At 70.6% G+C, this 24,982-nt stretch carries 21 protein-coding genes; 10 read left to right on the forward strand and 11 right to left on the reverse strand.

The window, feature by feature from the left end; all coding sequences use genetic code 11:
• Window positions 1-2: 2 nt before the first annotated feature.
• From WME82_RS18695 to WME82_RS18705, 3 genes are all read right to left on the reverse strand, one after another.
• Window positions 3-1,643 (reverse strand): hypothetical protein, encoded by a 1,641-nt coding sequence (locus tag WME82_RS18695; RefSeq protein WP_438043941.1) that lies wholly within the window; start codon window positions 1,641-1,643, stop codon window positions 3-5.
• A 200-nt stretch (window positions 1,644-1,843) separates the two neighbouring features.
• On the reverse strand, window positions 1,844-2,281 hold the full coding sequence (locus WME82_RS18700) for an NADAR family protein (protein ID WP_438043942.1): 438 nt from the start codon (window positions 2,279-2,281) through the stop codon (window positions 1,844-1,846).
• Window positions 2,282-2,357: 76 nt separating this feature from the next.
• A complete protein-coding gene (locus WME82_RS18705) occupies window positions 2,358-3,521 on the reverse strand; it encodes a sugar ABC transporter substrate-binding protein (RefSeq protein ID WP_438043943.1) in 1,164 nt (387 codons plus the stop codon).
• Between the two features lie 375 nt (window positions 3,522-3,896).
• On the opposite strand from WME82_RS18705, the gene WME82_RS18710 reads away from it, so the two are divergent.
• The 3 genes from WME82_RS18710 (at window position 3,897) to minE (ending at window position 5,464) form a co-directional block, all read left to right on the forward strand.
• Window positions 3,897-4,073: a hypothetical protein gene (locus WME82_RS18710; RefSeq protein WP_438043944.1), complete on the forward strand. Its 177-nt coding sequence runs from the start codon at window positions 3,897-3,899 to the stop codon at window positions 4,071-4,073.
• 236 nt (window positions 4,074-4,309) lie between these two features.
• Entirely contained in the window at window positions 4,310-5,137 is an 828-nt protein-coding gene (gene minD, locus WME82_RS18715; RefSeq protein ID WP_437746851.1) for a septum site-determining protein MinD, read from the forward strand.
• A gap of 12 nt (window positions 5,138-5,149) precedes the next feature.
• On the forward strand, window positions 5,150-5,464 hold the full coding sequence (minE, locus tag WME82_RS18720; RefSeq protein ID WP_437767850.1) for a cell division topological specificity factor MinE: 315 nt from the start codon (window positions 5,150-5,152) through the stop codon (window positions 5,462-5,464).
• A gap of 8 nt (window positions 5,465-5,472) precedes the next feature.
• Here minE and WME82_RS18725 read toward each other — a convergent pair whose 3' ends face one another.
• Both WME82_RS18725 and WME82_RS18730 read right to left on the reverse strand, forming a co-directional pair.
• Entirely contained in the window at window positions 5,473-6,396 is a 924-nt protein-coding gene (locus WME82_RS18725) for an SWIM zinc finger family protein (protein WP_438043945.1), read from the reverse strand.
• Window positions 6,393-9,428: an SNF2-related protein gene (locus tag WME82_RS18730; RefSeq protein WP_438043946.1), complete on the reverse strand. Its 3,036-nt coding sequence runs from the start codon at window positions 9,426-9,428 to the stop codon at window positions 6,393-6,395. The genes WME82_RS18725 and WME82_RS18730 overlap by 4 nt, the downstream gene beginning before the upstream one ends.
• A 602-nt stretch (window positions 9,429-10,030) precedes the next feature.
• On the opposite strand from WME82_RS18730, the gene WME82_RS18735 reads away from it, so the two are divergent.
• The 3 genes from WME82_RS18735 (at window position 10,031) to WME82_RS18745 (ending at window position 13,753) form a co-directional block, all read left to right on the forward strand.
• Window positions 10,031-11,653 carry a DUF1552 domain-containing protein gene (locus WME82_RS18735; protein ID WP_438043947.1) on the forward strand — a complete coding sequence of 541 codons (1,623 nt, stop codon included), beginning with the start codon at window positions 10,031-10,033 and terminating at the stop codon, window positions 11,651-11,653.
• Between the two features lie 129 nt (window positions 11,654-11,782).
• Complete coding sequence (locus WME82_RS18740; protein ID WP_438043948.1) at window positions 11,783-12,745, forward strand: SMP-30/gluconolactonase/LRE family protein; 963 nt, start codon at window positions 11,783-11,785, stop codon at window positions 12,743-12,745.
• Window positions 12,746-12,769: 24 nt separating this feature from the next.
• Window positions 12,770-13,753 carry an asparaginase gene (locus WME82_RS18745; protein WP_438043949.1) on the forward strand — a complete coding sequence of 328 codons (984 nt, stop codon included), beginning with the start codon at window positions 12,770-12,772 and terminating at the stop codon, window positions 13,751-13,753.
• Here the strand turns inward: WME82_RS18745 and WME82_RS18750 are convergent.
• Window positions 13,721-15,337, reverse strand: a complete 1,617-nt coding sequence (locus WME82_RS18750) for an amidohydrolase family protein (protein WP_438043950.1) — start codon at window positions 15,335-15,337, stop codon at window positions 13,721-13,723. The genes WME82_RS18745 and WME82_RS18750 overlap by 33 nt on opposite strands.
• A 400-nt stretch (window positions 15,338-15,737) precedes the next feature.
• Window positions 15,738-15,893, reverse strand: coding sequence for a hypothetical protein (locus WME82_RS18755; protein WP_438043951.1), 156 nt, complete (start codon window positions 15,891-15,893; stop codon window positions 15,738-15,740).
• Here WME82_RS18755 and WME82_RS18760 point away from each other — a divergent pair.
• Window positions 15,859-16,149, forward strand: coding sequence for a carboxylesterase family protein (locus WME82_RS18760; protein ID WP_437873867.1), 291 nt, complete (start codon window positions 15,859-15,861; stop codon window positions 16,147-16,149). The genes WME82_RS18755 and WME82_RS18760 overlap by 35 nt on opposite strands.
• A gap of 125 nt (window positions 16,150-16,274) precedes the next feature.
• On the opposite strand, the gene WME82_RS18765 is transcribed toward WME82_RS18760, so the two are convergent.
• The 3 genes from WME82_RS18765 to WME82_RS18775 all read right to left on the reverse strand — a co-directional run bounded on the left by WME82_RS18765 (window position 16,275) and on the right by WME82_RS18775 (window position 19,522).
• Window positions 16,275-17,645, reverse strand: coding sequence for a hybrid sensor histidine kinase/response regulator (locus WME82_RS18765; RefSeq protein WP_438043952.1), 1,371 nt, complete (start codon window positions 17,643-17,645; stop codon window positions 16,275-16,277).
• 100 nt (window positions 17,646-17,745) lie between these two features.
• The gene (locus tag WME82_RS18770) at window positions 17,746-19,041 is read right to left on the reverse strand and encodes a hybrid sensor histidine kinase/response regulator (protein ID WP_437746863.1); all 1,296 of its coding nucleotides are present in this window, start codon (window positions 19,039-19,041) and stop codon (window positions 17,746-17,748) included.
• A 34-nt stretch (window positions 19,042-19,075) separates the two neighbouring features.
• Entirely contained in the window at window positions 19,076-19,522 is a 447-nt protein-coding gene (locus WME82_RS18775; RefSeq protein WP_438043953.1) for a histidine kinase dimerization/phospho-acceptor domain-containing protein, read from the reverse strand.
• A gap of 52 nt (window positions 19,523-19,574) precedes the next feature.
• On the opposite strand from WME82_RS18775, the gene WME82_RS18780 reads away from it, so the two are divergent.
• Window positions 19,575-20,195, forward strand: a complete 621-nt coding sequence (locus WME82_RS18780; RefSeq protein WP_438043954.1) for a response regulator transcription factor — start codon at window positions 19,575-19,577, stop codon at window positions 20,193-20,195.
• A gap of 175 nt (window positions 20,196-20,370) precedes the next feature.
• On the opposite strand, the gene WME82_RS18785 is transcribed toward WME82_RS18780, so the two are convergent.
• Window positions 20,371-20,982: a hypothetical protein gene (locus tag WME82_RS18785; RefSeq protein ID WP_438043955.1), complete on the reverse strand. Its 612-nt coding sequence runs from the start codon at window positions 20,980-20,982 to the stop codon at window positions 20,371-20,373.
• Window positions 20,983-22,053: 1,071 nt separating this feature from the next.
• Between WME82_RS18785 and WME82_RS18790 the strand changes: the two genes are divergently transcribed.
• Window positions 22,054-23,244: a lipase family protein gene (locus WME82_RS18790; protein ID WP_438043956.1), complete on the forward strand. Its 1,191-nt coding sequence runs from the start codon at window positions 22,054-22,056 to the stop codon at window positions 23,242-23,244.
• 115 nt (window positions 23,245-23,359) lie between these two features.
• Window positions 23,360-24,925 carry a carboxylesterase/lipase family protein gene (locus WME82_RS18795; RefSeq protein WP_438043957.1) on the forward strand — a complete coding sequence of 522 codons (1,566 nt, stop codon included), beginning with the start codon at window positions 23,360-23,362 and terminating at the stop codon, window positions 24,923-24,925.
• The last annotated feature ends 57 nt before the right edge of the window (window positions 24,926-24,982 follow it).

The following is a 24,982-nucleotide window of genomic DNA, read 5'->3' on the forward strand; positions in this document are numbered from 1 at the left end:
CGCTACTCCCGCCCGTCCGCCGCCGCTGCCTTCGCGGAGTTGATGTAACGCCTGACGCCGGCGACGGCGAGCGCGGCGCTCGCGCCGAGGATCTCGACCCCGCCATGGCCGCTCAGCGTGAGATCCAGCCCGCGGTCGCTCGGCGCGAGCGCGAGCGACACCAGCGTCGGCGATGCGCCGAGCGCGCCGAAGCTCGCCGCCACAGGGCCTTCGAGCAGGCCCGCGAACGCCTGACGGTCGATGTACAGCTGCAGATGCGAGGCGCCCTTCGCGAGCGCCCGGGCCTCGGCGAACGACGGGGTCGCGGCCAGCGATTCCTTGTCCTTCCCGAAGCGCGCGGCGACCTGGGCGAGGTAGCGCCGGTCGCCCGCGCCGATCAGGACGAACCCAGGCCGGGTCTCGGCCCTCAGCTCGTTGCCGTCATCGAGATCTTGCGCGAGCGACCCAGGCTTGGCCCTGAGCTTCTTCGTTGTCCGCTTCATGTGCGCGGCGACCGCGCCGAACACCTTCTTTTGCGCTGCCTCATCCGCGGTCGCCAGCGCGATCAGCACGGCGCTGTGCCTGAGCGCCTCGGCGCGCCTGGCGCCTGCGAGGCCGAGCTTGTGCTTCGGATCGCGGTAGATCCCGACCGCGGCCTCGCCGCCGAGCGCCCTGTCCACATCGCCGAGCTCGAGCCCTACCTCGGCGAGCGCGGCCGCGGCCGCCGCCGCGGTGGGCTCGCCGGCGAACCCGTCGAAGGCGCCGAGGACATCGCTCACCGTCTTTCCCGGCGACCGCTGAAGGGACAGCCCGAACGTCACAAGCGCTCCCTGGGGCAGCTTCGCCACGGCGGCATGGTCCGTCGCGGCGAGCACCGTGCCGAGCGCGGGAACTTCCGGTCCGTAAAGCTCGAGCTCCACGTGGAGCCCGGGCGCGTCCTGGTGGATGGGAACGGCGATGAAGAGCCGCGAGCCGGGCTCGGGGCCGGTCGCGCCGCCGCCTTGCAGCCGGTGGAGGTCGATCGCGAGCCAGGGATCCTTCGCGCGCTTGGCCTGGAAGAGCGAGGACGTCTTGAACGACGGCTCGCGCTGCCCCGCGACGCGCAGGGCCCTCGAGAGCGGCTCTGGCCGGGCGCAGACGAGGGCGACCCGCGCCTCGGCGAGCCACGCGCCGTGGGCGATCACGTCGTCCTCGTCGCCTCGGAGCGCGAACCTGCCCTCGCCGGCCTCGCGCGGCAGCTCCTTCAGCAGCCGCTCGACCGGGGCTCCGTCGCGGAACCGCGCCGCCACGCAGCCGTTCTCGACGATCGCCCCCAGGGATTCGCGTGGAGCCGCCTCGCCCCCGACGAACACCGTGGCGCCGTCGAACGACGCCATCAGATCTCGGGCGAGCTCAGGGTTCAGGCCTGGCTGGCGCGCCAGGACCGCCGCGAGGAGCTCCTCCCGGATGGCCGGCGCAACGCCGGCGAGGAGCGCGCCGGCCTGCGGGACGCTCGCCACCAGCACCGCGTCGCCGGGGATGACGTCGACGAGCGACTCCACGCTTCGCGGCATCTCGGGGCCGCCCGGCGGCGCCGTCCCCGCGAGCGCCGGGGCCAGGGCCGAGCGCGGCGGCGTCGCCGCGGGGGGCCCTCCGCAGGACGCGAGCGCGACCAGCCCGGCCATGGTGAGAAGTCTGGGAAACGCTGGGCGCATGGACAGGCGGGTTCTCCTCATGGACGTGCGCTGTGGTACACCCGACCGGCTCAGGCGTCTCCGTCAAAGCGCCTGAGCAGCCGGGAAGCGCATGCCCCGGTCGCCACGCGCGTCCTGCCCATCGCCAGCGATCCCCGGGCCGTCCGGGGAGAGAGAGCCACTCTGACGCGTCAGCGGCGCAGCTGCTCGCGGACCTCCATCAGGATGATGCCCAGCATGTTCCGCCCGCTCCCGTCGCCGCCGTCGGCCCAGTAGGCGTCGTTCGCGGTGTGCTCGACCAGCTCCGCGTCCCCGGTGTCGAGCAGGGCGCGCCGGAGATCCTCGTGCTGGGTGAACTTCGCCAGCACCACCTCGCGCATGACGTCGTCTTTCACCTGCTCCCAGTCGCGGCGCAGCGGGCGGCTCCGCTGCCGGCCCATGCGGGCCGCCTCGCCGGGGCCGGGGGCGTTGCGGATCGCCTCCTCGTGCTCGGTGCCGGGGAACTTCTGGGCCTGGAAGTAGTGCTCGCTCGTGGGCCACACCTTGCCTTTGAGCGTGACCGGGTGGCGCGAGAAGTTGGAGAAGAACCCGTGAGCGTCGCCGGAGCGATAGAAGCGGATGACGGTCATCAGCCCAGTCTACCCCACGGCCCCCGCGGCACAGGGGTGGAACCTCCCCGCGAGCCCGCCGCCATCCACGGCGCCGCTACTGGATCGAGCCGATCTGGTCGAGGAAATCGTTGTATTCGTCGAACTTGTCCTGCGGGACCACGTCGACGCCGATGTTGACCCGGTGCTCGTCGACCATCCCGTTCTCGTCGACCATCAGCGGACGGAGGATCTGCTTCGTCGCGTCGAGGCCGATGTGCTGGATGCCATAGAGAATGTAGGGCACGAGGTACCCCTCGTAGTACTGCCGCTGGACGATCGTCGCCTTGATGCGCTTCTTCTGCATGTATTCGGCGGTCTTCGGATCGAAGTCGAACGTGACGATGGGGATGTCCAGCCTGTCGGCGGCTTCTGCGGCCATCACGCAGCGATACGAGATGTTGAACACGCCGATCATGCCCACGACGGGCGGGTCCGCGTTCAGGATCAGGGCTTTCAGCTGATCGAGGTCAAAGCTTTCCTGACCGTTGATGAAGACGGCCTGGACCACCTGCGCCGTGTAACCGGTCTTCCCGAGCGCATCCAGGACGCCGAACGTTCGCTGGGACCCGTCGTACCACTGCGTTGACGTGTCGCCGTGGACCACCACCGTGCCTGGCCCTTTCGGTAGCAGATTGATCAGGGTCTCTGCCCCCAACTTGCCGGCTTTCTCCTGGATGGCCCCGACGTAGAGCGTGCGCCCCGAGTCCTTCAGGTCGGTGTCGAACGTCACCACGTGGAGCCCCCCCGCCACGGCGTCCTTGATGGCGGCCTCGTTGAGGGAATCGTAGGGCGATACGCCGAGGCCCTGGGCGCCATCCTCTATCGCGTTCGCGATCTGTTGATTCTGGAGGTTCTGCGACGCCGTGCCGTCGTCCGTCGTCATCTGCGTGCTGGGGCCGAGCACGTTCCCCACGGCCTCGAGCTCCCCCATGGCTCGGTTCGCGCCGGTGGCGATCGGCTCGAAGAAGGTGGAGAGGTGCTTCAGCAGGACCACCATCTGAATCGGCTCGAGCCCACTCTGGTTGATCGCGCCGATGAGGTTGTCGACCGTCTCCTCGAGCTCCTTTGGCGTGAACTCGGTGAGCGGAGTACGGTCTCGCTTGATCAGCGCGATCTCCTCGGTCGGCTTGTCCGACTGGGGGGCGTCCTCTGCCGCGCACGCCGCCGTCATCAGCATGAGCCCGAGGGCCGTCATCCAGCGTCGTCCTGTCATCTTCATGACATTCCCTCCTCGGCGGTCGGCGAGCACGATGCCGAGATCTGGGACGCGAGTCTCACAAGCGTCCTGGTCTCCCTACAGTGCCGCCGACATCTGCGATAAACGATCACCATGTCGGTTCGACGGGCGCATTGCAACGTCGTGGGCATCCTGAAACCCATGTTTGCAATTTTGAGATACGACGTCGACGAAGTGACTGTCAATAGGCACGGAAAATCGCCGATGAGGAGCGGCGTGAAGGCGAGGTGGGAGCCCTCGGCTGAAGGCACCAGGCGCAGACGAGCCATGGAAGCACGATTACACACCTCGCCTCGCGCCGACGGTGCGTCTCTGCCAGGTCGCCGCCCGTCGCGGAAGGAGGTGGAGAATGCCTACGTGAGCTCGCTGAGCGCGCCCGTGGTGAGCGCCGGGTCGGGCTGGGAGCCGAACGACTCGATCTCGACGCCGAACGCCTCGGCGATCGACACGAGGACCCGGCTGTTCGTGACGGGCGTGAACGTGGCTTCCCTTTCGCCGTACCACGGCGCGTCGGCAGGGCGCACCTACATGTAGGTAACTTGGCTCCAGATCGCCGGCCGGGTTACGCTGCAAGTTTCGTCGCGAAAAAGTTGTTCGTTCGGTTCGCGATGACGTACCCAGTCGAGCGCGTCCCCGGCCTCAATGGAATCGGGTGGGCGCCGAGCTCCCATCACGTCGACGGCGTCTCCTCAACGCCGGGAGGTGGGCATCCGCGCGGGCTCGGCCGTAGGACAGGCCACGTCTCTCGAACCATCTCAAGGAGGTTTCTGGTGTCAAAGGTAGTCGTCGTCACCTCGGGCAAAGGCGGAGTCGGCAAGACCACCACGACCGCAAACCTCGCGTCCGGCCTCGCGGCCGTCGGTTGCAAGACGATCGCCATCGACTTCGACGTGGGGCTCCGCAACCTCGATCTCGTGATGGGGTGCGAGCGGCGCGTGGTCTACGATCTCGTCAACGTGATCCGCGGAGAGGCGACGCTCCGCCAGGCGGTGATCCGCGACAAGAGGCTCGATTCGCTGTACGTGCTCCCCGCGTCGCAGACGCGGGACAAGGACGCCCTCACGCTTGACGGCGTCGGGCGCATCCTGGACGAGCTGCGCGGCGCGGGCTTCGAGTACATCTTCTGCGACTCGCCGGCGGGCATCGAGTGGGGCGCGCAGATGGCGATGTATTTCGCCGACGAGGCGATCGTGGTGACGAACCCCGAGGTCTCCTCGGTGCGGGACTCGGATCGCGTGCTCGGCCTCCTGGACGCGAAGACCCGCAGGGCGGAGCTCGGCGAGGAGGCGGTGAAGACGCACCTCCTGCTCACGCGGTACGCGCCGGCGCGCGTCGCCAAGGGCGAGATGCTGGCGCACCAGGACGTGCTGGAGCTCCTCGGCATCCCGCTGCTCGGCGTGATCCCGGAGTCGCCGGCGGTGCTCCAGGCGTCGAACGCCGGGACGCCCGTGGTGCTCGATCCGACGAGCGACGCGGCGCAGGCCTACCTCGACGTGGTCCAGCGCTTCCTTGGCGCGGAGCGCCCCCACCGCTTCCTGGAGCCGGCCAAGAAGGGGTTCTTCAGCCGGATTTTTGGCGGCCAGGCGGCGACCGTCTGAGGGAGCTCTGCCATGTCGATCATGGATTATTTCCGTAAGTCGCAGCCGAAGTCGGCGACCGTGGCGAAGGAGCGTCTGCAGATCATCGTGGCGCGCGAGCGCGTGCGCCCGACGGGCGAGCCGGACTACCTGCCGCGGCTCAAGCAGGAGCTGCTCCAGGTCATCTCGAAGTACGAGCGGATCGACCTGGACCAGGTGAGCGTGAACGTGGAGCGGAGCGGCGATTGCGACGTGCTCGAGCTGAACGTCGTGCTCTCCGAGTCGGAGCGGGCGGCCGTGCGCGCCGCCGCGTCCCGGGCGGGGGCCCCCGCCGCGCGGAACTGCTGACGCGCGGCTCAGCCGCGCCCTCGCCCCCGCGGCGCGCCCTCCGCCATCGCGATCTCCCGCGCCCGCTCGGACGCCGCCCGGAGGAGCGGTCCGAAGAGATCCGCCGGAGAGCGCTCCTCGGTCCAGCCTGGCGGCGCGCCGAGCTGCGACAGGAGCGCCGCGTGGGCCGCGGGCGGCTCCAGCGCCACGTCGAGCGCCGGCGGCGCCTCGCGCCAGGCGTCGTAGTCCTTCACCGCCATCTTGCCGGGCGTCACCGTCGCGATCGCCGGTGCGTCTCCGGCGCAGGGGGCGCCTTTGCCGGCGCCCGCCCGCTTGGCGCGCGCGGGGGCGCCCCGCGCGGCGCGGATCGCCTCGATCACCTGCTCGCGCGTGCGCCCGCGCAGCTCGAACAGCAGGAAGGGGTCCTTGTCGAACGCCTCCCCGAGCACGTAGTGCGTCGCCGCGACGTGCTTGCAGGGGTTCGCCATGTCGGGGCACGAGCAGGCCGTGGTGAGGTCCTCCGGCCGCTCCGGGAACAAGCTCGTCCCGGCGCTCTGGAACGCGGACTCGATGTCCTGCGGCATCTGGCCCGCGAGGAGCTCCGCCGCGAAGCTCGCCCGCCTCGCCATGGCGGCGATCGCCTTCGCCCAGGTGGCGTCGTCGAGCCGCGCGAGCGTGAGGATCACCTTGTACGGCCTCGGCTGCGAGCCGGTCACGCGCGCGGTCACGAGGCCGGGCTTCACCGTGAGATCGTGGGTCCTCCCCGTGCGCGCGTACGTGCGCCCGCGCGCGAGGCGGCCCGCGTCGTCGGGCGCCATCCGCTCCAGCGCCTCCACCCAGCGCTTGCCCCACCAGGTCGTGCCGGCCCGCTTCATCCGGATGCCTCGCGCCAGCGGCGGCGGCTTCGGCCCGGCCTCCCGGTGGAACGGCGCCCATCGCGCCGGCGGGCTCATTCCGGCTCCTCGCGATCGTCCAGCTCGCCCGCGCCGGTCACGGCGTCCCTCGACAGCGCGAACAGCTCGCGCAGCGCCGCGTCGTCGAGCTCGGTGATCCACGCCTCGCCCTGGCCCACCACCTGCGCCGCCAGATCGCGCTTCTGCTCCAGCATCCGGTCGACCTTCTCCTCCACGGTGCCCGCGCAGACGAGCTTGTGGACCTGCACCGCGCGCCGCTGCCCGATCCGGTGCGCGCGGTCCGTCGCCTGGTCCTCGACCGCGGGGTTCCACCAGCGATCGAAGTGGAACACGTGGCTCGCCGCCGTCAGGTTGAGCCCCGCGCCGCCGGCCTTCAGCGAGAGGACGAACACGCGCGGCCCCCGCGGATCGTCCTGGAACCGCCGCACCATCTCGTCGCGCGCGAGCCTCGGCGTGCCGCCGTGCAGGAAGAGGACCTCCGCGTCGAGCGAAGGCGCGAGGTGCCGGACCAGCCGGTCGCCCATCTCGCGGAACTGCGTGAACACGAGCGCTCGATCGCCCGCCGCGAGCGCCTCCTCGAGCATCTCGGTGAGCCGCGCGAGCTTGCCGGACCGGCCCGCGAGCGGCCCCGCCTCCCCGAGGCACTGCGCCGGGTGGTTGCAGATCTGCTTGAGCACCGTCAGCAGCGAGAGCACGAGCCCGCGCCGCTCGATGCCCTCGGCCTCCTCGATGCGGCGCATCGCCTCGTCGAGCGCCGCCTGGTAGAGCGTCACCTGCTCGCGCGTGAGCGTGCAGAAGACCCTGGCCTCGTCCTTCGGCGGAAGGTCCTGAAGCACGGCGGGATCGTTCTTGATGCGTCGCAGCAAAAACGGTCCGGCGACGCGCCGGAGCCGCTCTGCGGCCTTCCGGTCGCCGTAGCGCTCGATGGGCACCGCGTAGGCGCGCCGGAACGCCTCGAGCGGGCCGAGCAGACCGGGGTTCGCGAACTCGAGGATCGACCAGAGCTCGGCGAGGCGGTTCTCGACGGGCGTTCCGGTCAGCGCGACGCGGTGCGGGGCGCGGAGCGCGCGCGCGGCGCGGGCGGTGCGCGACGAGGCGTTCTTGATGTTCTGCGCCTCGTCCAGCACGACCGCGGCCCAGTCCACGCCGGCGAGCGCCGCGGCGTCGCGGCGGAGCAGGCCGTACGTGGTCAGGATGAGCCCGCCTCCCGCGCGGCGCGCGCCGCCATCGCCGCCCTCGGCGGGCCGCTCGCTCGCGCCGGACGCCCGCGAAGCGAGCTCCTCGGCCGAGCGGGCGCGCCCCTCGCCGTAGTGCCGCACGAGGGGCAGGGCAGGGGCGAAGCGAGCCGCTTCCCGCTCCCAGTTGCCGACGACCGACGTCGGGGCGACGAGCAGCGTCGGGCGCGCGTCCTCGGGCGCCGCCGCCTGCCGGCCGACAAGGAACGCCAGCAGCTGGACGGTCTTGCCGAGGCCCATGTCGTCGGCCAGGCAGGCGCCCAGGCCGAGGCTCGCCATCGTCTGCAGCCAGGCGATGCCGCGCGCCTGGTACGGGCGCAGCGTCCCCACGAACCCCGCGGGCGGCGCGGCGGCGCGCTCGGCGCCCGAGCGGAGCCGCTCCATCGCGCGCGCGAGCGCGCCCTCGGCGACCACGGGGACGGCAAGGCCGTCGACGCGGGTCTCGCCCGCGAGCGCGCCCTCCAGCGCCTCGCGCGCCGAGATGCGGCCGCCGCCGGCCTCGAGGCGCCGCGCTATCTCGGCGAGCTCCTCGGGGACCACGACCACCCAGGCCCCGCGGTGCCGGACGAGCGGCGATTTCTGCCGCGCGAGGGCGGCGAGCTCGCGCGCGGAGAGCGCCTCGTCGCCGAGCGCCGCCTCCCACGCGAAATCGAGCGCCTCGTCGAGGCCGAGCCCGGCGCTGCCCGCGACGACGCCCGCGGTGCGGCGCGCCGCGCCGACGCGCATGCGGAGGCGCAGGCGGCGCTGCCCCGAGGCCAGGAGCTCGCCCGGCACGACCACGCCGAACCCGGCCTCGCCCAGCGCCGGCGCGGCCTGCGCGAGGAAGTCCCACGCCTCCGCGGGAGCGAGGTCCAGGCGCTCCGGCCGCGCCTCGCCGAGGGCCCGGGCGATCGGCGCGAAGCGCCGCGCGGCGGCGCCGAGCGCGCCGAGGAGGACCTCCTCGGCGCCGGAGAACGCGCGCCCGAGCGCCTTCAGCGTGCGTCCCTGGGTCTTCCACACGTCGGCGGCGGGCACGAGCAGGCTCGGATCGTCGGTCGCCTGCAGCAGGAAGCGGAGCACGAAGCCGCGGTCGCCCTGGGGCAGCTCCAGCCGGAAGCAGGCGCGCAGCGCGTCGCACGCGCCGAGCGCGGGCCGGACCCACGCGTCGAGATCGGCCACGAGCGCGCGCTCGGCAAGCCCTTCCGCGGCGAAGGCGCGCCGCGGGCCCGTCAGGGCGACCACCAGCCGGCGCTCCCACGGGGCGTGCGCCGGACGCGGCGCGCGCGCCGGGCGATCCGCGGCGCCGCCGCGCGCGAGCGCGTCGGCCGCGGCGTCCAGGAAGGAGCGCAGCAGGGCCTCCGCGGACCAGACCTCCGCGGCGCGTGGCCCGCGGGGGTGCCCGCCGTCGCCGCTGGCTTGCTGCGCGCCCGCCGGCACCGCGTGCGCGGCCGGCGGCATGGCGCGGGCGAGCGCCGCGACGCGCGCGGCGTCCTCCGGGGCGGCGAGCGACACCGCCCAGCGGGCCTCCGTGCGTTCCCGCGCGGCGCCGGCCGGCACCACGCGGGGCACGACCCGCTCCCGCACCACGAGATCCAGCGCGAGCTTGCTCGCCAGGCTCCACGCGGCGACGGACGGCGGAGCTCGCCCGAGGTCGTCCTGGGCCATGCTGGCGAGCGCGGACAGGCCGTCGAGGAGCGGCGCGGCCTGCCCAGCCCTCTTCACGGCGCGGCCCGCCTCGGAGACCACGACCGCCTCCGCCGGGGTCGTCGCGCCGAGCGACCGGGCCGCGAGCTGATCCACGGCCGTGTCGTCCCAGAGGAAGAAGCGGAGATCGCCTGGCAGAAAGACGAGCGGCATCGACGCGCAGATCCATTGCACAGCCGGCGACGGCGAAAAGGGGGCTTCACGCGTCATGAGCCAAAAAAGCGATGGGCCGGACGGGAGCGCTCCCGCTGAATCACGGGTGTGGCCCATTGCGTGTCATGGCTGCGAATTGCCAGAATTTGTTTGAAACCTCTGATCGGGAGGGCTGGAGAGCATCTCATGGAAAAAGCTCGTGGCTCGAGGAATGGGCCTTGCGGCGTGCTGCGCTGGGAGCCTGACGAGCTCGAGCGGCCGGGTGGCGTGCCGGTGCCGACGGCCTCGGCCTTGCTCTTCCACGAGCGCGCCCCGCTCGGCGCGGCGTGCGAGGACGGCGGCGACTGCGCGAGCGGCTTCTGCGCGGATTCGGTCTGCTGCGATGCGGCCTGTGCGGGTCCGTGCGACGCGTGCGCGGCCTCGGCGGGGCATCTTTCCGCTCGTCGGACGCGCCCGGCCGCGCGAATTCCAAATACGTTCACGGACCCGCGGAGATTATGGGGGATGGAGCCGTGACAAACTCGGGCATCCGAGGGCGTTCCGAGTGGCAGCCGGGCGTTTGTGTCCATTGAGGCAGGAAAAGTACGACCATGTCAAAGCGCATGAACCGAAGAATTTTCCTCCGGGGGCTGGGCGGAGCTTGCGTCGCGGCGCCGTTCCTCGGCTCGATCCTCGACCGCACCGCGATGGCGCAGCCGGCCACGCCGCCGAAGCGGCTGATCGTGATGTTCACGCCCTATGGCTGCATCACGACGAGGTGGTTCCCGAAGAAGTCGCACGGCCCGCTCACCGCCGCGGACCTCCAGTCGACGACGCTCAAGCACCTGGCGCCTCACGTCGACAAGCTCCTCATGCCCCGAGGCATCCGCGCGATGAACGAGTGGACGGCGACGCTGGAGCGGGGGCAGGGGAACGATCCGCACACGCAGGTGGTCGGGTCGTACTTCACTTGCCACCCGGTGACTCCCAACAGCGACGACCCGTTCAGCTTCGACTCCGCGACGAAGTTCAACGCCAAGCCGACCGGTCCCTCGCTGGACCACGTCATCGCACGGCAGCTCAGCCCGCAAGGCACTCCGTTGCTCTTGAACACGGCTGGTCAGAATGAAAACCCTCAGTCGGCGATCTCCTACTCCGCCGCCGAGACACCGTTCAGGGGCCTCAACGCGTCGCAGGTCTTCAGCGGCCTCACGGGCATCTTCGAGCCGGGGAGGCCGACGTCTCCGGACACCTACGCGGCGATGCGCGGCAAGAGCGTCCTCGACATCGTGAAGGATGATCTGCAGAGGCTCGAGCGGTTCGACATGAGCCGTGCCGACAAGCAGAAGCTCTCAGCCTGGAAGGAGCTCATCAACTCGACAGGAAATGCGGTGGCTTCTGCGCAGTGCAACACGGCCCTCGCCACGGCGCTCGGCGCGACGCAAGAAAACATCAACCTGTGGGGCACGCTCCCGAGCGGCGACGACAGGCTGACGCGGCGAATCTCCGACACTCTGGACGGAGCGGACCTCTGTTCGAACCTCGCCGTGCTCGCGGCGGCGTGCAACGCGAACCCCGTCATCTTCCTGAAATACCCCGGGAACTACGTCTTCAAGGGGCTCGGCGTGATGCACGAGAGCGCCAGTCTGTCGCGTCGCCTGGACAATGCGGGCATGACGGGCACCTGTCTCCCCGGTGCGATCGACATGCTCCTCACGATCGACGACTACTATGCGAGGAAATTCGCCCACCTCGTCGATCAGCTGAGCCGCATCGAGGAGGGCGACGGCACGCTCCTCGACAGCTGCGCGGCCGTCTGGTTCCAGGACGTGTCGGACGGCTGCGCCCGCAACCTCAACAACCTGCCGATCGTCCAGGCCGGCAGCGCCGGCGGCTATTTCAAGACCGGCTGGGCCGTGAACGTCGATGACGGCTCGCCCGATCTCACGACCGGCGCCAGCGAGATCACGTGTACCGAAGGCACCTCGAACGAGGTCGACGCGATCTCCCAGGAGACGGGGACCGATCCGTCGCTCGCCAACGCGCCCATCAACAAGTACTTCTGCAGCTTGATGAACGCCCTCGGGGTCAAGGCAGGCGCGGATGGTTTCCCGGCACCCGGCGGTTCGGGGCCGGTGACCCACTTCGGCATGTACGACCGGACGGAGGACTTCATCGGCGGCGGGGTCAATCCCCCCACCATCCACGATCCAGGCGAGTTCACCGCGCTCAAGGCGAACTCCTGAGCGGTCTCGTTCCCGAGCCTGTCGGCCCGGGGCGGCGCGGCTGCTCGAGATGTCCCCGTCGGCGAGGGGGATGTTATGCTCGCGCGCGTCGAGAAGGCGCGGCGCGGCGCCGTGCCGGGAGGTCGCTGGATGTCATCTGTCAGGGGTTTCACCCTCGAGCTGTCTCGGATCGAGTACGTCGGGCAAGGCCTTGTCCGGCCGGAGTGCGTGATCGTCGAGCCCGGCGGCACGCTCTGGACCTCGGACGCTCGCGGCATCGCGACGCGCATCGAGCCCGATGGCAGGCAGGCGACCCTCGGCCCGGAGGTGCCCGAGCCGAACGGCATGGCGATGGATCGGCAGGGCAACCTCATCGTCGCCAGCATGTCCGGCGGCAAGATCCACAAGCTCCACCGCGACGGCCGGTCCGAGGTCCTCCTCGACTCCATCGACGGCAAGCCGCTCGGCGCCGTGAACTTCTGCTTCATCGACTCGCGGGATCGCCTCTGGATCTCCGTCACGACACGGCAGCTCCCGTGGTGGCCCGCGGTCGTGGGCAGCATCCGCGACGGGTACATCGTGCTCGTCGACGAGAAGGGCGCCCGCATCGTGGCCGACGGCCTCAGCTTGACGAACGAGGTGCGCCTCGACGCCGCCGAGCGGTTCCTGTACGCCGTCGAGACCGTCCCCGGCCGCCTCCTCCGGTTCCCGGTGCGCGACGACGGCAGCCTCGGCGATCCCGAGCAGTTCGGGCCCGATAGCCTCGGCATCGGCGGGTACATGGATGGCTTCGCCTTCGACGCCGAGGGCAACATCTGGGTGGTGGCCGTCTGTCGCAACGGCCTCGGGGTGATCTTCCCCGACGGCAGCTACCAGACCGTCTTCGAGGATCCGCGCCCTGCCGTCCTCGAGACGATGACCCTGAAGCAGAGGAACGGCACCATCGAGCCGGCCGATCTCGGCGCATGCGCGGGAAACACGCTTCAGCTGCCCACGAGCATCGCGTTCGGCGGCCCCGATCTCCGCACGTGTTACATGGGGTCGCTGGCGATGCCCCATCTCCTCACGTTCCGCGCGCCCGTCGCGGGGCTCCCGCTCTCGCACATGCGGTGATCGGGTTCACGCCAACAACTATCCATGCCTCGCGTTCACCTCGTCACCACCGGCGGCACCATCGCGAGCCGCGTCGATCCGAAGACGGGCGCCGCCGTGCCCGCCGTCCGCGCGGAGGAGCTCGTCGCCGACGTGCCCGCGCTCGGTCGCATCGCCGAGATCGCGGTCACCGAGTTCTGCCTCGAGAGCAGCTGGAACCTCGGCCCGGACAGGATCGCGGCGCTCGCGCGCGCCGTGCGCGATCTCCAGGTCGATCCCGAGGTGACCGGCGTCATCGTCACCCACGGCACGGACACCCTCGAGGAGACGGCGTTCGCGCTGGATCTGCTGCTCGACGGGGACACGCCGGTGGTGCTCACCGGCGCGATGCGGGACGCGAGCACCGCGGGGACCGATGGCCCGCGCAACCTCGTCTCGGCCGCGCGGATCGCCGTGGAGCCCTCGGCGCGGGGGCTCGGCGTGCTCGTCGCGCTGAACGACGAGCTCCACGCGGCCCGGTGCGTGATGAAGACCCACACGACCGCGCTCGGCACGTTCGCCTCGCCGGGCGTGGGGCCGCTCGGCTGGGTCGACGGCGAGGGCGTCCGCGTCCACGCGCGCCCCGCGAGGACGCCGACGCTGCCGCTCGCGCCGCCCGAGCCGCGGGTCTACCTCGTCAAGATGGCGTCCGGGATGGACGATCTCCTGCTGCGCGCGATCCTCGCGGCCGGGGCGCGCGGGGTGGTGATCGAGGGCTCGGGCGCCGGGAACGTCTGCGGGAGCTGGGAGGGGGTGATCGCCGCGCTGGTGCAGGCCGGCACGCCGGTGGTGCTGAGCTCGCGCTGCCCGGGCGGGCGGGTCACGCCGACGTACGGCGCGCCCGGCGGCGGGCGGCGGCTCCGGGATCTCGGGGTGATCGCCGCGGGCGCGCTCTCGGGGCCCAAGGCGAGGCTCGCGCTGATGTTCGCGCTCGGGGCGGGGCTCGACGGGGCGGCGCTACGCGCGTATTTCGACCGGCTTGCCGGGTAGAACCTCGCCCTTCGCGCCCGGCTGCGGGCCGCGCCGCTCGTCGCCGGCGCTGCTCGCCGCCTGCTTCCGCTTCAGCTTCTCCTCGACCCGCGTGCCCTTGAAGAAGCTCGCGTTGGCCTCCGTATAGAGCTTGTACGGGTTCTCGAACACATACGCCTTGAAGTCCTCGGCGCTGAGGACGCCCTCCTCCACGAGGCGAAAGCTCTCCGCGAGCGCCTCGGTCAGGTCGGGGACGTCCCAGTGGCCGACGTCGGAGGAGTAGATGGCGTTGATCTTCACGCCGAGCGGGTTCGCCTTGGCGTTGAACGCAGACGCGATGGTGCGGTCGTCCGACTCGGATCCGAAGAAGAAGTTGTTCACCCAGCGGTCGCGGATGTCCTCGATCTTCTCGATGCCCGCGGCCGCGAAGTCGTTGCGGTACTCCGGCGCGGGCTGGCGGGCGTCGCTCGTGTACCCGGCGCCCAGCGTGTCGGCGATCAGCTGCTCGCCCTCGATGGAGCGCCCGTTTGCGAGCTTTGCGAGATCCGCGCCGTACCGCCGGAAGAGCTCGGTGAAGAGCGCTCGATCGGTCGCCGCGGGGTCGTAGTGCTTGAGGCCCTCGGGGCCGCGCTTCTGGAAGCGGTCGACCAGGTGGATGTAGACCCGCGCGCCCCAGTCCGCCCCGCCTTCGAGCATGCCGATGCGCAGCCCGGGGAAGCGGCGGGTGACGCCGCCGAAGAACAGCGCCTTGGCGAACGCCTCCGAGCCGTCGGCGAAGTGGCCGACGTGGTTGTTCATGTAGTTGCTGATCGACGCGCGCCCCGTCCAGCCCTGGCTCCCGTAATGGGTGAGGACAGGCACGCCGAGCTCGACCACCTTCGCCCAGAAAGGATCGTAGTTGTACTCGCTGTCGATGCCGTAGAAGTCGATGTACGTCGCGTACTTCGCGATCTCCGGGTGGTGCGCCGGCGGGTACTTCTCCGCGATCGCCTTGATGGGGCGGCGCACCCCGCCGGCGATGTTGATCGCCTTGAGCCCCAGCTTCTTGACGGCGAACTCCAGCTCTTCGATCCCCTCCTCGGGCGTGTTCAGGGGGATGCCGGCGACCGGGGTGAGGCGGTCGCTGTACTTGCGAAACAGCTCCGCGTGGTAGTGGTTGATCGCGCGCTGGAGCGCCTGCCGCGCGCCCGGGTCCTTCACGGCGAGCGGCGCGAGGGTGTTGTTCGGGAACAGGACCGAGTAATCGGAGCCTTGCTCCTCCAGGCGCTCGGCGAGCAGCTCCGGCAGGTGGTACGTGGCCACGTCCAGCGTGTTGCGCGTCACCCGCGCCCACCACGGCGACCTGACGGTGCGGTAGTGCTGCCGCTCCTCGGGGGTCTGGCTGTACCAGTCCTTGCCGCTGCTGTTCTCGGCGTTGCGGCGGCGGGAGCTCAGCGCCTTGCGCAGGTCGTCGACGAGCTTGGCGCCTCCGTACGTGGCGACGAAATCCTCCAGCGCCGGCGAGTAATCGTTGGTGTGGATGTCCGTGTCGATGACGGGGTAATCGAGCTTCTCCTTGACAGCCACGGAGGGCGAGGCCTTGAGACGAGCGATACGGTCAGTCATGAAAGACTCCGGAAAGGGGTTGGGCGCGCCGATGTCGCCGGTGTGAGATCGATGGCCGTGCTGGCGCGCGGCACTCTGCAACCTGCGTGCCCTGACGCCGCTGCCGCGATGTCGCTCCTCGACCGCTGATCTCGGCGTCTCTCCGGCGCGCTCCCCCCGCGCGTTGCTCGGAATCGAGCACCGATTCAGCGCGGCTGCTTCTTCAGCAACACTCATTCAGCAACACTCAGACCATCGTGTCGCGCACGGATCCGGGCGCGCAGCGGCTCCCTCGACAGCAGCCTCGCGGCGCCCAGCTCCGCGTGCCAGCGATACGCCAGCACCGCGCGCCCCCACCTCGAAAGTCGAGGCGACGAAAGACAAGCAGCTCAGGACCACATGGCGCGATCCGTCGCAGATATCAGCGGCGCATGGAGGCAGGGGCCAGCGCCGCGACGCCGCGCAGATCGAGCTCGGGTGTCCAGATGGGCGCGTGGTGCGCACCGAACAGCGCGGCCTGACCTCCCTGCGAGTGGCCGACGATCGTCCTCGGCACGGGCGACCTATGCCCGCCCACGCAGGGACTCCTCACGGAAAAGGACCGAGAGCTCTCGCGGCGCGTCAGCAAGTACTGGCTCCAGTTCGCCCGCACCGGTACGCCCAGCTGCGCGGGGAACCCGGCCTGGGAGCAGCACAAGGAGGGGCAGGACAGGACGCTGCTCCTGGGGGAGACGATCGAGCTCAAAACCGACTTCGTGCCGGCGAAGCACAAGCACATGGCCGCTTTCCAGGCGACCCGCGTGTGGAACGACTGGATCGTGGCGCTCCCGTGAGGAGCCGCGCCCGACCACGCGCCGTGGTGACGCTGGAAAGGTAGGTCGTTGGTCACGTCCGGCGGGCCGGGGATGTTTGAACCCCCGGCCCGCCGTCGCCAGGGCGCCGACGCGGCCCGCCGGGCTCACCCTGCGGGAGGCGCGTCCTCGTCCCAGGCCGGCAGCAAGCAGCGGAACGTCGCCCCCTCGCCGGGCCTGCACTCCGCCCACAGGCGGCCTCCGTGCGCCTCGATGATCGAGCGGCTGATGGCGAGGCCCACGCCGAGCCCCTGCGCCTTCGACGTGAAGAACGGCTCGAAGACCCGCTCGACGTCCTCGGGCGGGATGCCCTCGCCGGAGTCCGCCACGGAGAGCTCCAGGCAGCCCGCTCCGCCCGACTGCGCCCGCACCACCACCACGCGCGCGCCGGGCGGGCGGCGGGACACCGCGTCGAGCGCGTTGACGAGCAGGTGCAGGAGCACCTGCTGGAGCTGGGCCCCGTCCCCCCGGGCGCGCGGCAAGCCCGGCGCGAGCTCGAGCCGCACGGTCGCGCCCGCGCGGCGCGCGGCGCTGGCCACGAGCTGGATCACCTTGCGGACGAGCTCGCTCAGGTCCAGCGCGGCCACGCTGAGCTCGCCCTCGCGGAGCACCGCGTGCATCCGCTGGATGACCTTCGCGGCGCGCCGGTCGTCCGCCACGATATCGTCAAGCGCGGCGCGCGTCTCGGCAATGTCGGGCGGGGTCTGCGCGAGCAGCCGCAGCGCCGCCTGCGCGTTGCTCAGGATGGCCGCGAGCGGCTGGTTCAGCTCGTGCGCGAGCGAGGCCGCGAGCGCGCTCATCGCCGACACCCGGTTGAGGTGCGCGAGCTCGTCCTGGGCCCGTTGCGCCTCGAGCTCGGCGGCCCGGTTCAGCTCGAGCTTGCGCTCGAGGCGCCGGCACTCCGCGCGCAGCGCCTCGGTCCGCCGCGTCACCTCGCTCTCCAGCGAGGACTGGACCCGCGCGATCTCCTCGCCCATCGCCGAGAGCGCCCGCGCCGCCGCGCGCAGGGCGAGCTGCGTCCGCACGCGGGCCACGAGCTCCTCGCGCAGGTACGGCCTGGTCACGCAATCGACCGCGCCGAGCTCCAGCCCGCGCGCCCGGCTCGCCGTATCTGCAAGCGTGGTCATGACGAGGACGGGGATCTCGTGCGTCGCCGGATCCGCCTTCAGCCGGCGGCAGACCTCGAGGCCATCCAGGCCCGGCATCTCCGCGTCGAGCAGGACCAGATCAGGCACCTCGCCCCGGATCTGCGCGAGCGCCGCCTCCCCGTCGCCGGCCACCGCGATGTCGAACGGCTGGCCCGCGAGGGCCTCCGAGAGCAGCTCGAGGCTGCCGGGGTCGTCGTCCACGAGCAGGACGAGCGCGGGGCGGGCCGCCGCCAGCCTGGCGCCGGAGGCCAGCGGGTTCGCGGGCGCATCCATCGCGCCGCCGCCGTCGCTCCGCTCACCGATCTGAGCGTGGGATGGTCGTGCTGCCATGGCGGAACCGAGCCTCGTTGGATCTGTGACAGCAGCCCCCGCCGCCTGCAATGGGACCATGGTCCCACAGCGAGACGTCCCGCTCCCCTCAGGCTCAGGACTACCCCGCGGGGCGCGCGCCCTGATCCCAGGCCGGGAGCGCGCAGCGGAACGTCGCCCCCTCGCCGGGCCTGCACTCCGCCCACAGCCGCCCACCGTGCGCCTCGATGATCGAGCGGCTGATGGCGAGGCCCACGCCGAGCCCGTGGGGCTTCGACGTGACGAAGGGCTCGAAGATGCGCTCGAGATCCTCGGGCGCGACGCCATCGCCGGAGTCCGCGACGGACAGCTCGACGTGCCTTCCGTCGGCCGGGCGGGTGCGCACCACCACGAGGCGCGCTTCGGGGGGACGGCGGGAGACCGCGTCGAGCGCGTTGACGAGCAGGTTCAGCAGCACCTGCTGGACCTGGATCCCGTCACCATGCACGTGGGGCAGGCCCGACGCGAGATCGAGCCGCACGGTCGTGCCCGCGAGGAGCGCGGCGCTGGCCACGAGCCGGACCACCTCGCGGGCGAGCTCGCTCAGGTCCATCGCGGCCACGCTGAGCTCGCCCTTGCGGAGCATCGCGCGGATCCGCTGGATGACCTGCCCGGCCCGGCGATCGTCCGCCACGATATCGTCGAGCGCCGCGCGCGCGTCGGCGATGCCCGGCGGGGTCTGCGCGAGCAGCCGCTCCGCGGCCTGCGCGTTGCTCAGGATGGCGGCGAGCGGCTGGTTCAGCTCGTGCGCGAGCGAGGCCGCGAGCTCGCTCACGGCCGAGACCCGGTTCAGGTGCGCGAGCTGGTCGTGGGCCCTCTGCACCTTGAGCTCGGCGGCTCGGTTCAGCTCGAGCTCGCGCTCGAGGCGCCGGCTCTGCGCGCGCAGCTCCTCCGTCCGCCGCGCCACCTCGATCTCCAGCGACGCCCGGGCGCACGCGAGCTCCTCGTTCTTCTCCGAGAGCGCCCGCACCGCCGCGGAGAGCTCGCTGGCCGCCGCGCGGATCGACAGCTGCGTCCGCACGCGGGCCACGAGCTCCTCGCGGACGAACGGCTTGGTCACGTAATCGACCGCGCCGAGCTCCAGGCCGCGCACCCGGCTCGCCGTGTCCGCGAGCACGGTCATGAAGAGGACCGGCACGTCACACGTCTCCGGGGCCGCCTTCAACCGGCGGCAGACCTCGAAGCCGTCGAGGCCCGGCATCAAGGCGTCGAGCAGGACGAGATCGGGCAGCTCGCGCCGGATCTGCCGCAGCGCCATGTCCCCGTCGGTCGCCACCGCCAGGGTGAGCGGCAGGCCCGCGAGGGCTTCCGAGAGGAGCTTCAGGCTGGCGGGGTCGTCGTCCACGAGCAGGACGAGCGCGGGGCGGGCCGGCGCCATGGTCAGAACAGGGGAGTGCGCGACGCGCGGCGCGTCAAGCGGCTCGGTGCCGTCCGCCTGTCCGCTGTTGACGTCCCCGCCGGCTTGGGATCACCTCGCGGACGAGCTCGCAGACGTCCAGCGCAGCCGCGCTGACGTCGCGCCTGCGGAGCGTCGTGCGCATCGGGTGGACGAGCATCCCGGCGCGGCGATCGTCCGCCACGATATCCTCGAGCGCGGCGCGCACCTCGGCGAGATTCGACGGGGTGCGCGAGAGTAGCCGCTGCGCCGCTTGCGCGTTGCTCAGGACGGCGGTGAGCGGCTGGTTCAGCTCGTGCGCGAGCGAGGCCGCGAGATCCATCGAGGCCCGGGCGCGCGTGAGCTCGTCGTTCTTCTCTGAGAGCGCGCTCTCCGCCGCGGAGAGCGCGCTCGTTGCTGCGCGCATCAAGAGCTGCGTCCGCACGCGGGCCACGAGCTCCTCACGGACGAACGGCTTGGTCACGCAATCGACCGCGCCCAACCCGAGCCCGCGTGGATGGGATACGATCGCTGCCATGATCGCGACCGAACCCACGGTGTTTGTGGTGGACGATGATGCCTCGGTGCTGCGCGCCATGGACCGGCTGCTGCGCGCGGCGGGCTATGCGGTGGAGGCGCACGCGTCGCCCGCCGCGTTCCTGGAGGGCGCGCCCTCGGAGCGGCCGGGCTGCGTGGTGGTCGATCTGCGCATGCCTGGCTTGAGCGGGCTGGAGCTGCAGGAAGCGCTGGTGCGCCGGGGATGTCTCCTCCCGATCGTGTTCCTGACCGGCCACGGCGACGTGTCGAGCTCGGTGCGGGCGATGAAGACGGGCGCGATCGACTTCCTCACCAAGCCCTGCGACGACACCGTCCTGCTCGCGGCCGTCGAGCGCGCCATCGCTCGCGACGCCGCGGTGCGCGCGGCGCGGGGTGAGCAGCAGTCGCTCCGGACGCGCTTCGATGCGCTCACCCAGCGCGAGCGCGAGGTCTGCCTGCGCGTGGCGCGGGGCCTCATGAACAAGCAGATCGCCGAGGAGCTCGGCGCGGCGGAGAAGACGATCAAGGTGCATCGCGGTCGGGTGATGGAGAAGCTCGGCGTGGCGTCGGTGGCGGAGCTCGTGCGGCTCGTGGACCGGCTCCAGGGCCCTGATCCCTGATCTCGCGCGGCGCCGCCGGCCAGCGAGCGGGAGGACGCGTTCATGGAGGAACGCCGGCTGCTGGACGCGGCGCAGGAGCGCCTCTCGGCCGGCGACGCCGCCGGTGGAGCTGTCGCGGCAGGAACAGGCGCTCATGAAACGGTTGACACGCGTGAGGGCGCTGTTCGGCTTACGGCTACCGCTCGACTTTGATCGCTTCGACAACCTGACCAGAAACCTGTAGGTCCACGCGAAGGAATTCGAAGCTGGCTACGGGAAAATTCGAGGTGTAGGACCCTCCAGGCGCAATGTCCCACCAGGCCTCTCCCGAGCCCCTGCCAAAGCTCGGATTCCGTTCTTGCTCTTGCTGGCTCGTCGGAATCTCGTAGCTGTACGGTGCGTAGAGACGCACGGTGTAGCCGGTGCGATTCTCGAAAGGGGGCCGAGCCGGCGCGGCTGTCACCTGGATCCTACCTGATGGAGGGGTACCTGCCACGGTCTGCCGCACCCCCTTTGCGTCGGTGTAGGTGAAGGCGAGGTTGGTATCGGGCTCGAACCAGAAACTGCGGAACGGCTTCACACGTACTTCCTGGCCCGGATAGACGACATCGGTGTCGCTGTTCCATTGCCTGTCGGGGTAGCCATCGTAAGGATAGAGCCGCACGACCCTGTCTGTGCCATTGACGACCACTCCCCAGACACGCGCCGTCAGCGGGTCACCGGGAAACTTCAATGGCACACTGTCCGGCGGATCGATGATCTTCGCGTTGTCGAACTGACTCGAATAACCAAGTGCACCTTTTGCCATACTTACCTCTCTGCCTGGATAGAGATATCGCAGCCGCCGGCGCCGGCCGGCGGTACTTCAATACGGACGGGGCAAATCCGTGCCGCCGTCACGCGCCTGGGTGAGTCGATGCTTGGCTCGCCTCGCACGTCGGTCGAGCGGCCCGACTCGTGACCTTCTTTAGTTCCACTCCTGGGAGGCGTCAAGATGATTGCTCCCCAAACTGTAAATCAAGTTGAGATGATGCTCGGCTGCCTCGGTGCGACCATGCCCGCGCTCTCGCAGCGCGCTATGTGTCCCGCGGGGCATAGCGATTAAACAATTTTTTAGCATGTTTGCCGTTCTAGAGCGTAGCCTTCCAGGCTTGTGTCCCCACTATCGAACAAGAGCGCGTCCTTCGTGGTCCGGCGCCCGACCTCGGGGGCGTCATCGCGTGAGCCCAGCTTCACCGGCCTGGCATTGGGCGTCGCAGAGCCCTCCCGCGGACCCAAACGGCGTGAATCCCGGCTCGTGTCGAGCACGATACGGATTCGGTCTCAGGACCCTTCCCCACGATGGGCGTCTGCAATTCTTCTCCCAAACTCGGCGCCTTCCTCATCGTCACCCATCCATGATGCGGTTCGATCCCTGTGCACTCTTCCCGACGTGGGCCCGGGCGGCGGCGCCTCAGACGCACGTCATCGGTTCACGACGGACGCTTCGAACGCCATCGCAGGCGGCGACGCCGAGAAGAAGGCCTAAGAGGAGTGGAACGAGGTGTCGGTTATGCATACGGGTCCTCCGATGCCTTTGAAAAGGAAAACACGATGTGAATGAGGTAGAGGTCGGCGCCTGGGATCGGCCTCGCAAGGCGTCGAACCTTCCGGCGTCGCTCCCGGAACGAAGACCGGAGCCCTGCGGCGAGCCGAGGTGAACGGATTACAACAGCGCGTCGGCGCTGCCTATGGGACCTTGGTCCTACTTCTTGCCATGCGGGCTGCGGGGGCCATGGGACCAAGGTCCCATAGCGAGGGCCATGACCCGGGGCTACAACCGGCGGGCCTCGCGGCGATGCGCGGAGGCATCAACAATCCACTTGCAAAGAGAGAAGCCATGACGTCCAGCGTGACCGTCCCCGACGACGACACATTTTACCGTCCGGATCTGCCGCTCGAAGGCGAGCACGGCGAGGTGATCTGGTCGCGGCCGCTCACGGGCCCGGCGGCGCTCGCCAAGGCGCGGGTCAATCAGCTCGTGCTCTACCGCTCCAGAGACGTCCACGGCAAGGCGATCGCGGTCTCCGGCATCATCGCGCTGCCTCACAAGGCTCCGCCGGAGGGCGGCTATCCGATCGTGAGCTGGGCGCACGGGACGGTCGGCTGCGCGGACACGTGCGCGCCGTCGCGCGACACGATCACGTCGCCGGCGCACCCCTTCAACGAGCACCCGCACGGGCTGCTCAGCGCGTTCCTGGACAGGGGCTGGGCCGTGGTGATGACCGACTACGAGGGGCTCGGCACAGGCGGGCTGCACCCGTACCTGCTCGGCGAGTCCGAGGGGCACGGCATCCTCGACATCGCGCGCGCCGCGCGGCGGCTCTACCCGGCGGAGCTCTCGAAGAAGCTCGCGATCGTGGGCCACTCCCAGGGCGGCCAGGCGGCGCTGTTCGGCGGGTACCACGCGCCCATCTGGACTCCCGAGCTCGACCTGCGCGGCGTCGCGGCGATGGCCCCCGCCTCGGGGGTCCACCTCCTCGTCGCCGCCGGCACCACCCTGAACTACGCGCAGCCGGGCTTCGCCTTCACCGCGCTGTTCCTGGCGGGCGCCATCGCCGGCAACCCGAACATCAACCCGGAGGAGCTCCTCACCGTGAAGGCCTACAGCGTGTGGCCCCACATCCACGAGAAGGCGCGGATCGAGCTGGCCAAGGAGGACTCCTGGGGCGGGCTCAAGGGGACCGAGCAGCTGAACCCAGGCCCGAATCCCAGCAAGAAGGCGTTCTTCGACCAGCTCGAGCTCATGAACCCGGCCCTCCGGATCCTCGCCCCCATCCGGATCTCCCAGGGCGCGAAGGATCCCCGCATCCGGGCGGACTTCACGAGGACGCTCCACCACCAGCTCGCCGCGCTGAACGGCCCCGCCAACGTGACCTACAAGGAGTACGAGGAGGTCTCGTCGACGCACGATCCCGTCGAGCTCGGGTTCCACTTCGGCCTGATGGACACGGACCTCCCGAGCCTGACCACGTGGCTGGAGGAGCGGTTCAAGGACGTCGAGGAGGAGCAGACAGCCAGTCCCCGATGAGCGCGCGGCGCGGGCCGCGGGGCGCCGATCTCATCGCGCCATCTCTCTTCAGCTTTTCCCGGGGCGCGCTCCGGCGCGCCAGACGAGCATCAAGAAGACCAAAGGAGACGAATCCATGACAACCAACAGCACGCCGGTCATCACCACGACAGAGGGCCCGATCCAGGGCGTCGTCGAGAGCGAAATCCTCGTGTTCAAGGGCATCCCCTACGCCGCGCCGCCGGTGGGCCCCCTGCGCTGGAAGGAGCCCCAGCCGGTCGAGCCCTGGAAGGAGACCCGCAAGGCCGACACCTTCGGCAAGGCCTGCCTCCAGCCCACGTATCCCTCCATGGATGGCGCGGGCTCCGTGGGGCCGCAGAGCGAGGACTGCCTGTACCTGAACGTCTGGACGAGCGGCGTGGAGCCCGGCGCGCTCAAGCCCGTGATGGTGTGGATCCACGGCGGCGCCTTCAAGATCGGCGTCGGCAGCGACAAGATGTTCCGCGGGGCTGCCCTGGCCAGGAAGGGCGCCGTGGTGGTGACCTTCAACTACCGCGTGGGCCTCCTCGGGTTCTTCGCCCATCCGGGCCTGGAGAAGGAGCGTCGCCTGGGGCCGGTCAACTTCGGCATCCTCGATCAGATCGCCGCGCTGGAGTGGGTGCAGCGCAACATCGCGGCGTTCGGCGGCGATCCTGGCAACGTCACGATCTTCGGCCAGTCGGCGGGGGGCGAGAGCGTCCTCGCCCTGTTCGCCTCGCCCCTCACGAGGAACAGGGAGCCGGCCCTGTTTCACAAGGGCATCGCGCAGAGCCCCTATGCGATCCCGGAGCAGAGCCGGGAGAAGGCGAACGAGCTCGGGGTCAAGATCGCCAGGGGGCTGTTCAAGCTGAACGGCGAGCATGCGACGGCAGAGGAGCTGCGGGCGGTGCCGGCGGAGAAGTTCTCCGCGAAGTTCATGCCGACCCCGGACAACCCGCGGGGCCAGGTGCCGTTCCTGGGGCCGAGCCCCGTGCACGGCGACGTGGTGCTGCCGACGGCGATCAGGGCCACGTTCGAGGCCGGCGAGCAGGCGCGCCGGCCGCTCGTCATCGGCAGCAACAGCCATGAGACGAGCGTGCTCGACGCGTTCAACATGGATCCGGCGGCGATCATGGCGGCCATCCTCGAGAAGGGAGGGGAGGACGCCGAGAAGGCCCTGGCGTACCTGAAGAGCCTCTACCGCAGCGACCCCGAGGTGACCGACGAGGACCTCGAGGACCCGAGCCGCTTCGCGGGCCTGGTGCTGCGCGACATGCTGTTCACCATGCAGGCCCGGTGGATCGCGGACAAACACTCCGGCGTGGCCGACAGCCGGTGGTACTACTTCAGCTACGTCCCCGAGATCGACCGCGCCGACCAGCCCTTCGGCGTCCCGCACGGCGGCGAGATCCTCTTCCCGTTCGGGGGGATCAGGGACAGGTTCACCGCGGCCGATCGGGCGATGTCCGCGAAGGTCAGCGGCTACTGGTTCTCCTTCGCGGAGAACGGCACGCCCGCGGGCGAGGTCGCGTGGCCCAAGCACACGACGGGAGGGGGGCTCCGGCAGGACAAGACCCTGAAGCTCGGCGAGCAGATCGTGGTCGCGAACGACTTCAGGAAGATGCGCCTCGACGCGTTCATCGCGATGTACCCGCAGCTCGAGGCGGCGCTGGCAGAGATGTAGCCTCCTGTCGGCCAGCGGCGCTTCCTTCACCCGGCTGCCGAGCTACCGGGGATCTTG

The sequence above is a fragment of the Sorangium sp. So ce128 genome (assembly GCF_051525245.1).
GTDB classification, from domain to species: domain Bacteria; phylum Myxococcota_A; class Polyangia; order Polyangiales; family Polyangiaceae; genus Sorangium; species Sorangium cellulosum_B.